Here is a 15,834-nt window from a genome sequence, read left to right on the forward strand (position 1 = left end):
CTTGTACGTGTAAAACAGAAACCGGCGAAATCAGATTATCAACCGTTAAGGTGTAGCGATTATGGCTTACCTCGCCCGTTAATTCATTCAGTAAACCTTCACCGACTTGATTGATAAGGGTAGTTATTTTGTTCGCCATGGGTTACTCCTTTCCTGATGTATCAAACTGATTAATCAGCTTTCCAACGTTATTTAGGTAATAATGATTTTGGTTGCTTAAGTTGGAATAATTGGGGGCATCGATAATCAGAAAAGAATCAAGAAATTGATGTGATAATGATTGTAAATTAAGATACCAATCATCACGATAATGCCAGAAATTACCATAAATGGGTAATCGGTTATCTGATAGCACTAAACAACGAACCACAACTACTCCTTAATATCCATACTTATCCCTATTAATTAACTTTTATTTATTTTGTATTATCAATTACGATAATCTTATTTATAAAAAATTATATTACTTATCAAAAATTTGCAATATAATTTTTGATAAGTTATGTAAAATTAACAATAAATTAAAAAACGTGTAAATTCAAATATCGAAGTAAGCTTTTTATTAACGTTGTATTTTAATTATTCTAAAAATATTGAATAAAGATAATTTTTCAAAAGTGATAGTTGATTATAAAACGGTGTTGACTGTATGGAGATTATGATGAAAATCGTGGAATTAATTATCTTACTTATACCCTAATATCAACTCAATAATCCTACGGTGATCTTCATTATAATAAAATTTTGACTTGCTTAAATTCATCACTTAAATTCAACCAAATCATCATGTTGATGATTGACCTTTGCCAAAATTGACTGGATTTTTTTGTCATCATCAATAATTAAATAAAATGGGCGTAATTTTGGATAGTGATTTTTTAGTAAGTCACCTTTTGGAGTACCTTTAGGATAAAATTGAAAAGTAATAACGTTAGAACTGGCTATGATGTTTTTAAAGTCATCCCAATAAAATATCCCTTCTATATCATAAGATTTGACTAAAATTCCTTCTTCAAAAAAGGCATAATAACTGGTGACAGGCCATTTTAAGCTGTTGTAAAGTTTTTTTAGTCGCCTGATTTCAAATGAAACCGCAATATAATGTTGAAGGATCGAAAATACTATCATGATAGCACCTAGCAACATGACTAATAGAAGATTAAAAAATAGTTTATCTGTCGGATTATAATTTAGGTATAGCACAGTAAGCAGTACCCAAGACGCAATTAATGCGATAAAGGTTAGTATTCTTTTTTTAGGAATGTGAAATCGAAGAACTATGTTGTGGATATTGGAAAGAATAATTTTTTTAGACTCTAATTTGACATCGTAATCACACAAAAATTCTGCCTCTTCAGGATCAAAGGCGATATAAGGTTGGTTAACGGCTCCATTCATTCTGCTATTCCTATTCATTGTAGTGATAATCACTTTGCCATTATAAAAGAGCCTAACACACATTGCAAAATAATTATTTGTTTATCATAGAGTTAATTTATAGCCTTGGCGATAATGAGCGTGCTTTAAGCATGATAGTAACTGTGTTTGTTGACTATTTTTCGTCCTGTGTTTGTTGATAATGGTTAACTCGGTTTCGGTAATTAATTGGTTGTCTGATTTAAATAATCTCATTACAATACCTTCCCTTATCCATTGACAGACTCTATTTTATGATTACGTTTCGTCATGCCACACTCAATGATTTGCCTTTTATTGTTGAGGTTTATAATTCGACCATTGCCAGCCGTATGGTCACAGCCGATACATCACCTGTTTCAATCGACAGTAAGCGTGATTGGTTTGAACAACATAATGAGGATAATCGCCCTCTTTGGTTAATTCAGCATCAAAATCAACCTTGTGGTTGGATTAGTTTATCTTCGTTTTATGGGCGACCGGCTTATTCTAAAACGGTCGAAGTGAGTTTATATCTTCATGAACAGTTTCGAGGTAAAAAAATTGGGCAATATATGCTTGCTCAAATTGAAGAATATGCCCATAAAGTCGGTATCGATAGCATATTAAGTTATGTATTTGGTCATAATATTCCCAGTATCAGTCTTTTTAGTAAAATGCAGTATCAGCAATGGGGATTATGTCCAAAGATTGCCGAACTGGACGGTGTAAAGCGTGATTTAATTATTTTTGGAAAATCACTTATTTAAACGTTGTCAATATCAAATAACTTATGTAATTTATTTATAAGGATACAAGTTTACATGACCATTTCACAAAATTTAATTTATCTAGGACGCCAAGCCAAAATAACCAGTTCACTGATTGTGATTAATATTGCTTGGTTTGTTATATCCCGTCTTTGTGATAGCCGTAGTTTTGTTGATTCTTTAAAAAACTTGTTTTTGGTTGATTGGGGCGCCGATGTATCGCAATTGACTTTTTCGGGCCAATATTGGCGCATGTTCACTAGCTTATTTATGCATGTCAGCCTGTCACACTTGTTAATGAATATGATCGCCTTATGGAGTGTGGGCATCATTTTAGAAAAACGCCTTCCAAAATTTGCCTTTATTGGTATTTATTTTCTTTCTGGATTAATCAGTAATTTAGTCAGTGATATTGCTAATCTTGATCGTACCGTGATTAGTTGTGGGGCATCCGGTGCAATTTTAGGGATTATTACCGCATTATTAGCTTATAGTTTGGTTAATCGGGCCAATCTTAAAGAAATGCCCATCAATGCTATTATCATTAGCTTAGTGCTTACCGCTGGTTTGGGCTTGCTTCCTGGTATTAATAATATGGCGCATTTGGGGGGGGCTGTTGCCGGTTTTGGTTTGGGTTTGGTTGTGTCGCTATTGATAAAATGGTTTGGGTATTCAAGTAAATTTACAATACTGTTTATTTGTTTATTATTTATCGTGACTATCTGGTGTATTTATATGGGGTATGTGCATTATGAATTACCGGATAATTTAAAATATCATTATTAATCACATTATATTGCGCTGATAACTAATGCTATCAGCGCCTGCTTTATCATATTAAAAACTGTTTAATATTTTCGCCGGATCAATTTTACATGCCCGTTTAGCCGGATAATAACTGGCAATTAAACTTAATAGCATGGCAGTAATAAATACAATTAGCACATCAGTTGCATGAATTTTTGAAGGTAAAAAGTCAATAAAATAGACATTTCCATTTAATACTTTATGCCCGATCAGCGATTCAATTACTTTCATGATATTCGACAGTTGCCAAGCAGATAGAACGCCTAAAACAACGCCAAGTAAGCTGCCTATTAAGCCTGAAATAACCCCATACCAAATAAAGATATGTTTAATTAGGCGATTATTTGCGCCCAGTGTTTTGAGAATTGCAATATCTCGTTGTTTATCTTTTACAGCGATCACTAATGTCGAGACAATATTGAAACAGGCAACACCAATCACCACAATCATTGCTAAATACATGATTTGTCGTATCATTTGAATGTCTCGATACATAAAACCGTACGAGTTTTCCCAACTGGTATATGCGACGTTTTCGTCAAGATTTAATATCGCCCTGCCTAATAGGCTTTTAGCCAAATAAACTTGATTAACATTGACCATTATACCTGTGACACTGTCACCAATATTTAAAAGTTTTTGAGCGTCTGATAAGGGGATTAACGCAACATTGTTACTTAAGCTACCACTTAAATCTAAAATACCCACCACTTGTAAACGCACACGTTTAGGTGGTTTGAGTTGGTTATTATCACTTGATACCGGAATTAACAATGTTATCCATGCACCCTGTTTTACCGACAGTTTTTTTGCCAGTCCCGATCCGATAATAATTTGCTGACTATCGTTTTTAAAATATTGCCAACGATCATCCAACACATATTTTGGCAACGCACTTATGGCTTTTTCGCGCTGTGGATCAACCCCTTGTACCTCAACGGCACCAAGTTTGCTTCCATTTTCGATAAGCCCTGTAAAGCTGATAAATGGTGCTGCTGAAACAATATTTTTATCTTCTTCTAACTCTTGTTGGATATGCTGCCAGTCATTTAGATTGCCATATTGAGAATATATCTGTCCATGCGGAACAACCGATAACACTCGGTTTTTTAATTCATATTCAAAGCCATTCATGGCACTTAAGCCAATAATGAGTGCGGCAATTCCAATTGCAATGCTTAAAGTTGAGATAATCGAGATAAGCGATACCATGCCACTTTTACGGCGACCTTGACGAAATTTTATTGCCGTCATTAAGGATAGATTCATTTTGTTTTCCACTAAATCGTTTTTTTAATGTCCGCTTTCAGAAAGCTGCCCGTCACTCATAACCAATTGTTTATCCAATTTTTTAGCCAATTCAAGATCATGAGTAACAACCAAAAAAGCTGTTCCTTGTTCTTTATTGAGTTTGATAAGCAAATCAAATATAGCATCCGCTGTTGTTTTATCCAAGTTTCCGGTGGGTTCATCCGCCATGACTAAAGACGGGTTATTAATTAATGCCCGTCCTATTGCCACACGTTGACGTTCACCGCCCGATAGTTCGGATGGACGATGTTCGGCTCGGTTTGATAAATTAACCGATGCTAACATGTCTTTTGCCCGTTTTTTGGCTTCGTTGGGCGATACACCACCAATTAAGAGTGGCATAGCGATATTTTCAAGTGCGGTAAAATCGGGTAAAAGGTGATGAAACTGGTAGACAAAACCGATGTCTTGATTGCGTAATTTTGCTTTTGCTTGTTCTGATAATTGATTAAGCTGTTGTGATTTGAATATGATTTCACCTGATGTCGGTTTGTCCAATCCACCCAGTAGATGTAATAGTGTACTTTTACCCGAACCTGAACTTCCTATAATAGCGAGTAATGATTGAGGATGAAGATCAAATGAAACATTTTTTAAGACTTCAGTCACCATTTTCCCTTCTTTATAGGTTTTATAGAGATTGTTAGCAGTCAGTAATGGCTGAGTATTATTCATAACGTAGCGCCTCGGCAGGTTGAATGGTTGCAGCACGATAAGCAGGATATAAGGTTGATATTAGCGATAACATGAGTAATCCGATAATAATAAAAACAATTTGTGAAGGTTCGATTAATGTCGGTAATTCTATACCTGCAAGCGATAAATCTAAGGTTTCCATGATGTTATTTAAGTTACAAGCAAGTACAAGTCCTAAAGTGCTTCCTAGTAGTGTACCTATTACCCCTGAACTTGCGCCTTGTATGATAAAAATTAGCATTATTTTAAAACGTGATAATCCTTGAGTTTTTAAAATGGCAACCTCACCTTGTTTTTCCATCACCAATAAACTTAAAGACGTAATAATATTAAATGCTGCAACGATCACGATAAGGCTAATCAGTAAGCCCATGACGTTTTTTTCCATTTTTATTGCTTGAAATAATTCGCCCCGTTTTGCTCGCCAATCTTTAAATTCAAGTCCTTCCGGTAGTGGAGTATTCGTAATTTCAGCAATTTGTAGAGGGTGTTTCAAAAATAATCGCCAACCGGTAATTGTATTAGCTGGGTAACGGAGTAATTTTTGAGCATCGGTTTGGTTGACGTAAATTAAGGTTTGGTTAATGTCATGGTTAACCGAAAATAGTCCAACAACAGTAAATAAACGTTGTGATGGTATACGCCCCACTGGTGTGACCTGACTGGCATCGGTAACCATTAAACGTATTTTATTACCTACTGTCACGCCGAGTTGATTGGCTAATGTTTGTCCTAAGATTACATTATATTGCCCAGCCTGTAGATCGGATATCGATCCGGTATAAATATAATCTTGAATGGGATCATCATCTTCTGGATTGATGCCCATCAAGGTACTTACATTGATACTTTGTTCACTTTGCAATACCACGTCGCTAGTGACTAACGGCGTAATGCGACTTACGCCATTAATCTGTCCAAATTGTTCATATGCCGTGTTATCTATGACGATTTTGCCTTGTGGTGTGGTGATTTGTGCTTGCGGTAAGAACTTTAACACACTATTTTGCATCTGATCTTCTAGTCCATTCATGACCGATAACACCAGAATTAATCCCAATGATCCAAGCATGATCCCTATCATCGATAACCATGAAACAAAGCGACCAAAGCCATCAGTCTTTTGACCGTATACATAACGTAACCCAATATAAAGCACTAATGGACGAAATATTTTTGACATAAATGTTTATCATTTCCGAAACTTTTTGACAAAGTTTTGCAAGTTAAATAGAAGACGTTTATCATACAGGATTAAACAGTTATAGAAAACATCCAAGTAATTACGTTATAATGTATTAATACTTTTTGCACCAATATCAATTAAATTTATCATGTCTAAAAAACTCAATATTTCAACACTTATTCCACAAAAACCCGGTGAAGTAAAACAGTTTGGACAACTGGTGGGATCCTCATTATCGAAACTGTGTGCCGATGCAATTGCTGCGCATAACGGTTTAGTGGTGATTGTCACCGATGATATGCAGCAAACAACCCGCATTTATGAAGAGCTGAAGCAATTTAGCCATTTTCCGGCTATTTCGTTTCCTGATTGGGAAACCTTGCCTTATGATAGTTTTTCACCTCATCAAGATATTGTATCTGAACGCTTATCTTGCCTTTATCATCTTGCACATTTAACCAAAGGCGCGTTAATTTTACCGATCAATACGTTAATGCAAAAAGTTTGCCCAAAAAGTTATTTAGGTGGGCATGTGTTCATTATGAAGAAAGGCTTACAAATTAGCCGTGAACATTTGCGAATGCAATTAGAAAATGCCGGTTATCGCGCTGTTAGCCAAGTCATGGAACATGGCGAGTATGCTACACGAGGAGCACTTTTTGATATTTTTCCTATGGGTAGCGATAAACCTTATCGTATTGATTTTTTTGATGATGAAATTGATAGTATCCGAACGTTTGATGCTGAAACACAACGAACGCTTGAAGAAATTGTAGAAATTGAGTTATTACCAGCTCATGAGTTTCCTTTTGATAAAGCGGCTATTGAATTGTTTCGTAGCCAATGGCGTGCAAAATTTGAAGTCAGATTAGAGCCTGAAAGTATTTATCAGCAAGTCAGTAAAAATATCTTACCAACAGGGATTGAATACTGGCAAGCCTTGTTTTTTAGTGAGCCGTTAACGACACTTTTTTCTTATTTTTTAGATAATACGCTAATTATTAATACGGTCAATATCGAGCAGTTTGCCAATAAATATTGGCAAGATATTAATCAACGTTATGAAAGTCGCAAAGTTGATCCTATGCGTCCTTTACTTGAACCCGCAGTTATTTGGTCTAAAACGGATGAAATCTTTGCTAATTTTAAACATTATCCAAGGATGATTGTATCGAATAACACGGTGGATGAGTCATCTAAAAATATCAATTTACCTTTTATGAGTTTGCCTGATATTGGTTTTCAGATTCAATTGAAAGACCCTTATCATCAATTTAATCAATTCACTGAAAACTTTAATGGCAAGATTATTTTTTCGGTTGAATCAGAAGGTCGTAAAGAAGCATTACAAGAGATTTTAGGTCGAATTCGTATTTATCCAACCAGCATTAATCAGCTTGATCAGCAAGCAACGGTTGATAACCGCTTTTGTGTCATGGTCGGTGCGGGTGAACAAGGTTTCATTGATGAGCAACAGCATTTTGCTTTTATTACTGAAAATGAACTGTTAGGACGACGTGTTATTCGTCGTAAAAATGAGAACAGACAAGCTATTAATACCGATAGTTTAGTTCGTAGTTTAGCCGAATTAACCCCTGGTAAACCAGTCGTGCATTTAGAGCACGGTGTAGGACGTTATGCTGGGTTAACGACGTTAGAAACAGGCGGTATTACGGCTGAATATCTTATTTTGCTTTATGCAAATGATACCAAACTTTATGTACCTGTTTCATCGCTTAACCTGATCAGCCGTTATTCTGGCGGTGATGAAGAAAATGCGCCTTTAAATAAATTAGGAACAGATGCTTGGAGCAAAGCCAGACAAAAAGCAGCAGAAAAAGTCCGTGATGTTGCCGCCGAATTGTTAGATATTTATGCGGAGCGTGAAAGTAAACCAGGATTTGAATTTAAGCAAGATCGTGAACAATACGAACTGTTTTGCCAAGCCTTTCCTTATCAAGAAACGGAAGATCAACAAAATGCCATTGGCGCCGTTATCGGGGATATGTGTTCACCTTATGCTATGGATCGATTGGTTTGTGGGGATGTCGGCTTTGGCAAAACTGAAGTTGCAATTCGCGCTGCTTTTTTAGCTGTCGTCAATCAAAAGCAAGCCGCAGTTTTGGTGCCAACCACCTTACTTGCTCAACAACATTATGAAAGTTTTTGTAATCGTTTTGCTAATTGGCCAATACGTATTGAAAGTTTGTCTCGTTTTAAAACCGCAAAACAGCAACGAGCCGTCATTGATGCACTTGCAGAAGGTAAAGTCGATATTGTCATTGGCACGCATAAATTATTGCAGGAAGATGTAAAATGGAAGGATCTTGGTCTATTGATTGTTGATGAAGAGCATCGCTTTGGTGTTCGTCAAAAAGAACGTATCAAAGCTATGCGAGCCAATATCGATATATTGACCCTAACTGCTACCCCTATTCCTCGAACATTGAATATGGCGATGAGTGGCATGCGTGATCTTTCTATCATTGCCACGCCTCCTGCTCGCCGATTAGCAGTGAAAACCTTTGTCAGAGAATACGATGATTTAGTGATTCGAGAAGCTATTCTGCGTGAAATTTTGCGTGGTGGTCAAATCTATTATTTACATAATGATGTCTCGGATATTAATAATGTGAGTGAAAAGCTAGCCAAATTAGTGCCAGAAGCACGTATTGGCGTTGGTCATGGTCAAATGCATGAACGAGATTTAGAGCGAGTGATGAATGATTTTCATCATCAACGTTTTAATATTTTAGTTTGTACCACCATTGTTGAAACCGGTATCGATATTCCTAATGCTAATACAATTATTATTGAGCGTGCCGATAAATTTGGTTTAGCGCAATTGCATCAGTTGCGTGGTCGGGTTGGTCGTTCGTATCATCAAGCTTATGCTTATTTATTAACACCACATCCTAAATTATTGAGTAAAGATGCAAAAAAACGTCTTGATGCTATCGCAACCTTAGAAGATTTGGGTGCAGGTTTTGCTTTAGCAACGCATGATCTGGAAATTCGAGGTGCAGGCGAGTTGTTAGGAAGCGATCAAAGTGGTCAAATTGAAACTATTGGGTTTAATTTATATATTGAACTACTAGAAGATGCCGTAAAATCCTTAAAAGAAGGAAAAGAACCTACGCTTGAATCACTATTGACCAGTCAACAAACGGAAATTGAGTTACGTTTACCTACATTGATTCCAGACGATTTTATTCCGGATGTTAATACTCGTTTATCTTTGTATAAACGTATTGCGAGTATCAATAATTTAGATGAATTGACCGATATACAAGTTGAAATGCGTGATCGTTTTGGGCAATTACCTGATGCAGTTCTCTTTTTGTTAGAAACAACTAAAATTCGTTTTCATGCTAATCAATTAGGCATTACTAAAATTGAATTTGGTGAAAAAGGTGGATTTATCGAATTTGGTAGTAATAATAAAATTTCAGTTGATTATTTAATTGAAATCATTCAAAAAGAACCTAAAAATTATCGTTTAGAAGGCAATAATAGATTAAGATTACAAAAAACTGATTTACAACGTGTAGAGCGTATTGAATATATCAAAAACTTGTTAACTGAATTTTCCACACATCAAGCATAACACACAACATCTTGAAAATTCTTTAATAAATAGCTCATTGCTCTTTATAGATGCCACCCACATAGCAATGAGCAGAGCTAAATTAATATTGCCGGTTAATTTGAAGTTAATATAAAACATTATTTGTTAGTTGAATAACTATCATGTTTTGATTCCTATCTACCAAACATTTTCTTTATCCTTCTTAATGAGTAAGGTCATACTCATTTTGACCATTAGCTATGCTTTTTTATCTGTATCGCTAAGTGTGCGATGAAATTAGAATCAATATTTTCTCTAATAAATTGTGATGTTATAAAATCACTTAAAAACTCGCTTATCGTTCTGAAATCCATTAGAATTGAAAGGTCAGAATCGCATAAAACTATTTATTCATAATAAGATAGTTTATTGATAATAATTTAGTTTTACTCGTCTCTGAATTATGAGCACATAATTTATGTAATAACAATGAATTAAAAGAGAAAACCAATGAAAAAAAGTAAATTAGCTATCGGCTTTGTAGCGCTATTAGCAATCGGATATGTAGGTAGTTCATGGTATATTGGCAATAAAATTGAGAAAGAATTAGATAGTCAATTAATCAACATTAATGAAACGATTAATGGCTACCAAAATCAATATGATATATCAATCAAAACAAGCAATTATCAAAAAAATATTTTTACATCCAAATTTCACCTTACTATAACCGAAAAACCCCGCATTGAATATGATGTCAATGAACCAAAAACCGTTTTTGATGACGATATAACTATCCATCATGGTCCATTCCCTATGGCCGCATTAATTAAAGGTAACTTTGTCCCCCAATTGGCATGGATTGAATATGAAATGACTGAAAAAGACAATCCAACTCTTTGGAAACTTGCAGGAGATAAACCTTTTATTACCGCCACTATGGGGATTAAATTTAGTGATTATGTCGTCACAAAAATTACCACAAAAGCCTTGAATACTATTGACATGCCTCAGTTTAAAGAAGGAATAGATATTTCAGAAGGCAACATCACCATCACCAGTGATTTAAATGAATTGACCTCATCGATGTCTATAAAGCTTGATAAATTAAGATATAAAATTGATCAGGTTAGTTCAATCTCATTGAGCAATCTTAAGGTTAACTTAGAAAATAAAGGAGATGATATCGTTGATCTAAACTCAAACGTTGATACTTTAACGATAAACGCTCGATCAAGTCTTCCAGTCCAAATAGATATTGATAATATAAGTAGTTCAGCTCAGTACACAATAACATTTGATCCGATCAATGGAGCTAATATACCTAATTATCAATCCAAGATGAACATAGAAAAATTGAAAACAACTGTCTTAAGTTTCAATCCACAAGCGCCATTTGTTTTTAATAATATATTCTTTAAGCAAGATGTTCGATCTAATCCAAATAATAGCTCAGAGGGCAGTTATGAGGCTAGTATTGAATCGTTCAATTTTGGCAAACAAAATTTAGGTCATGGTGAATTTAAGTTTAATTTTGAAGGATTTAACACAAAGAATCCGTTTGAAAGTTTATTCATTGAAAAAAATGCATCTGACTTTTCAAAAATTCAATGGGATGGTTTGTTAAATTGGCATAATGCTTCAGGCGATATTATTGCCAACACATCAGCGATAGTCGATAACAACTTATCAACGGATGACAATAATAATGATATTACCCCCGATCGCATGTTAAGTTATAACATTCAGATTCCATTTAAAGTATTAGCACGTATGTGGGCACAAACGGAAAATTACAATGAAACGGATGTGACTGATGATATGATTGCTGGAAAATTATATATGATTAATTTAATCGCGAAATCTAAGATTAAAGATCATCCTCTTATTTCTATTGATGAAGATAAGCAAGGTATCTATCTGGATTTGAAAACAAAACAGAGTGATTCTGACGTGATAATCAATGGACAAAAAATGAATAAAAATGATTTTAATCGTCTAATTCTTTCTCTTTAAGACTCTTTTTAGTTACGCCTAATTAGCTTGATAGGCTAACTAGGCGTTGCTTTAGGTTTATCAAAATCAAATTAATAATTATAAAAAATAACGGGAAAACAATGAAAAAAATTAAATTTACAATAGGAATAGTTGCAGTCTTAAGCATAGGATATTTAGGTTCAACTTGGTACATTGGCAATAAAATTGAAAATGAAATTGATAATACCCTGTCATTAATCAGTGAAAAAATTAATGGCAGCAAGGATATGAGTAAGATCAATATAACCAAAAGCCATTATGATAAAGGTCTATTCTCAACGAAATTACACCTGACTATCACCGAATCAGTAGATAATCAAACGGATCTTGAGAATGATAAAAATATCCTCTTTAGTGATGATATTACAATTTATCACGGTCCTTTTCCTATCGTCAATATCGCTAAAGGTGATTTTACACCTCAAGTCGCAATGATAGATTATCAAATGACTGAAAAAGCATTTCCAGAGCTTTGGAAATGGTCAAATAACCAATCATTCATCACTGGTCATGCCAATTTAAGTTTTCAAAAAGAGTTCAGTATTTATTTGAAAAATAACCCTATTAAGATAAATCTAGTCAATCATGTGTTTGGCGAAAACAATTTGTACTTAACTGAAGGTGAGTGCTTTTTCAATGTTTCTAAAGATTTTTCAACTGTCAGCGTAAATTCACACTGGGACAAATTAGAATTAACATCGGAATTCAGAAACCTATCCTTGAAACTTGATCAAGTTTCTATCAAAACCGAGCCCGAAAGCAGTCATAGCTCTTTAAATTATGTATTGGAGTTGAAAAATCTTTATTATTCAGAAGAAAATTATGATCTTATTGACAGAAATTATCAATATGTTACGACATATAAAAAAGAGCTAAATTTTCAGGATGTGAAAGCTGTTAGAAATGGTGATTTTAAAAAAGGAATATTACATAACAATTTAACCATAAATAAAGTTATATCCCAGAATTTTTTCAATGACAACGCAACCGCCATATTAAACCAAATATTAATTAATCAATCAGTAAATCAAACTGATGAGAATTATTATGATTCAATAGACTTTAAAATAGGCTCATTAACGTATGGAAACCAAAACCTTGGTTCTATCTCCTCGAATAATGAATTTATAAACATGGATGGAATCAGTATGCTGTCGTTTGTATTAGGCGAATTTGGATTTGGAATAGAATTTAGCGATCCTTATGATGTTAATCCTGATAAAGATAATAGGAGCATGTCCTATAAATTTAATTGGCATACTGATGTCGGCGATATTAATGTTGATTCGCTAGTTGATTATACTAGTCATGAGGATTTTCGTGGATTATCTTTGGACGATAATATCAATCTATTCATACTTAAACTTGATATGCCATTTAACGTTATAAATTATATTGCAGCTCAATTTGAAAATTATCAACAAAATGTTGTTACACAAGAACAAATTGATAAAATAGTATTAGGAAATGATATAAAATCGTGGTTAGATGAATCAATTCTTTTCACTTTTGAAAAAAATGGAATGGAAGGGATATATTCAGATGCCAACTATTCAAGTGATACACATCAAGCAGAAGTGAATGGTAAATTTTATAGTGAAGACGATTTTTTCACTCATTTTTGATGTGAATTGAGACAATAAATAATTTTTTAATACGCTAGCGGACATACCATGTTATGAACAATCATCTATCTAAATCACCTGAGAATCAATTTAAACGTACTATGCAAACTCGGCATTTAATTATGTTATCGTTAGGTGGCGTGATTGGCACAGGATTATTTTTTAATACCGGTTATATTATTGCAACCGCAGGAGCCGTGGGAGCGATTATTGCCTATTTAATTGGTGCTTTGGTCGTTTTTTTAGTTATGTTGTGCCTTGGCGAACTTGCGGTTGCTATGCCCGAAACCGGTGCTTTTCATACGTATGCTTCCCGTTTCATTAGCCCTGCTACTGGCTATACCGTTGCTTGGTTATATTGGCTAACCTGGACAGTTGCATTGGGTTCAAGTCTAACCGCTGCGGGTATGTGTATGCAGTATTGGTTTCCGGATATTTCTGTTTGGGTTTGGTGTTTAATTTTTTGTGCAGTTATATTTGTTTTGAATATTGTGACTGCACAATTTTTTGCGGAAAGTGAATTTTGGTTTTCAATAATTAAAGTCATTACGATTATAGTTTTTATTATTGCGGGCAGCGCAGCTATTTTTGGTTTTATACCGATGAAAAACGATATGCCAGCCCCATTTCTACACAATATTACAGATAATGGTTGGTTTCCACATGGATTGACACCTATCATCATGACAATGGTATCGGTTAATTTTGCCTTTTCTGGTACAGAACTAATTGGTATTGCTGCGGGTGAAACTAAGCAGCCTGAAAAAAGTATTCCTTTAGCCATAAAAACAACCATTTTACGGTTAATCATTTTTTTTGTTGGCACTATTTTTGTACTGGCGGCTTTATTGCCCATGGAACAAGCAGGCGTCATTAAAAGTCCTTTTGTGATGGTTTTTGAAAATATTGGTATCCCTTATGCTGCCGATATCTTTAATTTTGTAATTTTAACTGCCATTTTATCGGCGGCTAATTCAGGACTTTATGCATCAGGTCGAATGTTATGGTCGTTATCAAATCAAGGTACTTTGCCTAAATGCTTTTCAAGATTAACCACTAAAGGGATTCCAACCACCGCTATAACGGTGAGTATGTTAGGGGGATTACTGGCGTTGTTTTCTAGTGTGATTGCACCCGATACAGTCTTTGTTGCGTTAACAGCTATTTCAGGTTTTGCCGTGGTTGCTGTTTGGTTAAGTATTTGTGTATCACATTACTTTTTTAGGCAAAAGCTTTCTCAAGAACAAATTATTAATTTAAAATATAAAGCGCCCTACTACCCTTTAGTCCCGATTCTAGGCACAATTTTGTGCGTGATTGCCTGTATTGGACTGGCTTTTGATTCAGAACAACGAATAGCGCTATATTGTGGCATCCCTTTTGTCATTGTTTGTTTTATGGTTTACCATTTGACGCATAAGTACAAAACTCGAGTTACTCAAAATGATTAATAATAATCCGATTAAGAATTTATTAAACCAAAAAAACTTTATCATTGTTGACGGTGCACTTGCCAGCGAGTTACAACGTCGTGGAAGCGATTTAAATGATAGTTTATGGTCAGCAAAAGTATTATTTGAGCAACCTGAATTAATTCGGCAAGTTCATTATGACTATTTTAAAGCTGGCGCAGACTGTGCCATTACAGCAAGTTATCAAGCAACACCTTTAGGATTTGCTAAAAAAGGCATTAATCTCAACGATTCTATTGCGTTAATACAAAAAAGTGTTGAACTTGCACAACAAGCTAAACAACAGTATTTAAGCGAATTAGACCAACCTAAACCTTTACTTATTGCCGGGTCTGTTGGGCCTTATGGCGCCTATTTAGCTGACGGTTCCGAATATACAGGAGCCTATCAACTGACTGAAGAAGCCTTTATGGACTTTCATTATGTCCGCATAAAAGCACTTATCGATGCCAATGTGGATTTACTCGCTTGTGAAACCTTGCCTTCTTTTACTGAAATAAAAGCATTAACAAAGGTGATTAAACAATTTCCTAAAATAAGTTGCTGGTTTTCATTTACACTGAAAGATGATCAGCATCTGAGTGATGGAACACCGTTATCTTTAGTTGTCGAATATTTAAATAATATTGAGCAAATTGCCAGTGTAGGCATCAATTGCATTGCATTAGAAAAAGTGACAAGGTCACTAAATGTATTAAACAAACTCACATCAAAACCATTAATCGTTTACCCAAATTCTGGCGAAGTATATGATCCTTTAATCAAACAATGGCACCCTAACCCGCAACATAATTGTACATTTGCTAATCAGTTAACAAACTGGATAGAATCTGGTGCTAAATTAATTGGCGGTTGTTGTCAAACCACACCTAACGATATTGCTAATATCGCTAAATTCCTGCAAGATAAATAAAACTTTCCGTTGAGTAAGTATACAAAATCAAATAATGTTGATTTTGTATACTTT

At 34.7% G+C, this 15,834-nt stretch carries 13 protein-coding genes; 7 read left to right on the forward strand and 6 right to left on the reverse strand.

All coding sequences use genetic code 11. The features are described from left to right. Positions 1-142: 142 nt before the first annotated feature. The 3 genes from J3U35_RS05235 to J3U35_RS05245 form a co-directional block, all read right to left on the reverse strand. Positions 143-370 carry a hypothetical protein gene (locus tag J3U35_RS05235; protein WP_267360015.1) on the reverse strand — a complete coding sequence of 76 codons (228 nt, stop codon included), beginning with the start codon at positions 368-370 and terminating at the stop codon, positions 143-145. 392 nt (positions 371-762) lie between these two features. Continuing rightward, positions 763-1,398, reverse strand: a complete 636-nt coding sequence (locus J3U35_RS05240; RefSeq protein ID WP_267360017.1) for a hypothetical protein — start codon at positions 1,396-1,398, stop codon at positions 763-765. An 84-nt stretch (positions 1,399-1,482) separates the two neighbouring features. Next, a complete protein-coding gene (locus J3U35_RS05245) occupies positions 1,483-1,632 on the reverse strand; it encodes a hypothetical protein (protein WP_267360019.1) in 150 nt (49 codons plus the stop codon). 38 nt (positions 1,633-1,670) lie between these two features. Between J3U35_RS05245 and J3U35_RS05250 the strand changes: the two genes are divergently transcribed. Both J3U35_RS05250 and J3U35_RS05255 read left to right on the forward strand, forming a co-directional pair. Next, complete coding sequence (locus J3U35_RS05250) at positions 1,671-2,165, forward strand: GNAT family N-acetyltransferase (RefSeq protein ID WP_267360021.1); 495 nt, start codon at positions 1,671-1,673, stop codon at positions 2,163-2,165. Positions 2,166-2,219: 54 nt separating this feature from the next. Then, positions 2,220-2,951, forward strand: a complete 732-nt coding sequence (locus J3U35_RS05255; protein WP_267360022.1) for a rhomboid family intramembrane serine protease — start codon at positions 2,220-2,222, stop codon at positions 2,949-2,951. Between the two features lie 51 nt (positions 2,952-3,002). Here J3U35_RS05255 and lolE read toward each other — a convergent pair whose 3' ends face one another. The 3 genes from lolE to lolC are packed head-to-tail and all read right to left on the reverse strand — an operon-like array spanning position 3,003 to position 6,153. Then, positions 3,003-4,241, reverse strand: coding sequence for a lipoprotein-releasing ABC transporter permease subunit LolE (lolE, locus tag J3U35_RS05260; RefSeq protein WP_267360024.1), 1,239 nt, complete (start codon positions 4,239-4,241; stop codon positions 3,003-3,005). A gap of 24 nt (positions 4,242-4,265) precedes the next feature. Next, positions 4,266-4,958 carry a lipoprotein-releasing ABC transporter ATP-binding protein LolD gene (lolD, locus tag J3U35_RS05265; protein ID WP_267360026.1) on the reverse strand — a complete coding sequence of 231 codons (693 nt, stop codon included), beginning with the start codon at positions 4,956-4,958 and terminating at the stop codon, positions 4,266-4,268. Further along, a complete protein-coding gene (gene lolC / locus J3U35_RS05270; protein ID WP_411597398.1) occupies positions 4,951-6,153 on the reverse strand; it encodes a lipoprotein-releasing ABC transporter permease subunit LolC in 1,203 nt (400 codons plus the stop codon). The genes lolD and lolC overlap by 8 nt, the downstream gene beginning before the upstream one ends. A 160-nt stretch (positions 6,154-6,313) precedes the next feature. Here lolC and mfd point away from each other — a divergent pair, with 160 nt between their 5' ends. From mfd to mmuM, 5 genes are all read left to right on the forward strand, one after another. After that, entirely contained in the window at positions 6,314-9,772 is a 3,459-nt protein-coding gene (gene mfd / locus J3U35_RS05275) for a transcription-repair coupling factor (protein ID WP_267360030.1), read from the forward strand. A 471-nt stretch (positions 9,773-10,243) separates the two neighbouring features. Beyond that, positions 10,244-11,749, forward strand: a complete 1,506-nt coding sequence (locus tag J3U35_RS05280) for a DUF945 family protein (protein ID WP_267360032.1) — start codon at positions 10,244-10,246, stop codon at positions 11,747-11,749. 101 nt (positions 11,750-11,850) lie between these two features. Next, on the forward strand, positions 11,851-13,395 hold the full coding sequence (locus J3U35_RS05285) for a DUF945 family protein (protein WP_267360033.1): 1,545 nt from the start codon (positions 11,851-11,853) through the stop codon (positions 13,393-13,395). 53 nt (positions 13,396-13,448) lie between these two features. Continuing rightward, positions 13,449-14,846, forward strand: coding sequence for an S-methylmethionine permease (gene mmuP, locus J3U35_RS05290; protein WP_267360035.1), 1,398 nt, complete (start codon positions 13,449-13,451; stop codon positions 14,844-14,846). Next, on the forward strand, positions 14,839-15,780 hold the full coding sequence (gene mmuM, locus J3U35_RS05295) for a homocysteine S-methyltransferase (RefSeq protein WP_267360037.1): 942 nt from the start codon (positions 14,839-14,841) through the stop codon (positions 15,778-15,780). Before mmuP ends, mmuM begins: the two co-directional genes overlap by 8 nt. The last annotated feature ends 54 nt before the right edge of the window (positions 15,781-15,834 follow it).

The organism is Gilliamella sp. B2717 (genome assembly GCF_026536675.1).
Taxonomy (GTDB): Bacteria; Pseudomonadota; Gammaproteobacteria; order Enterobacterales; family Orbaceae; genus Gilliamella; species Gilliamella apicola_I.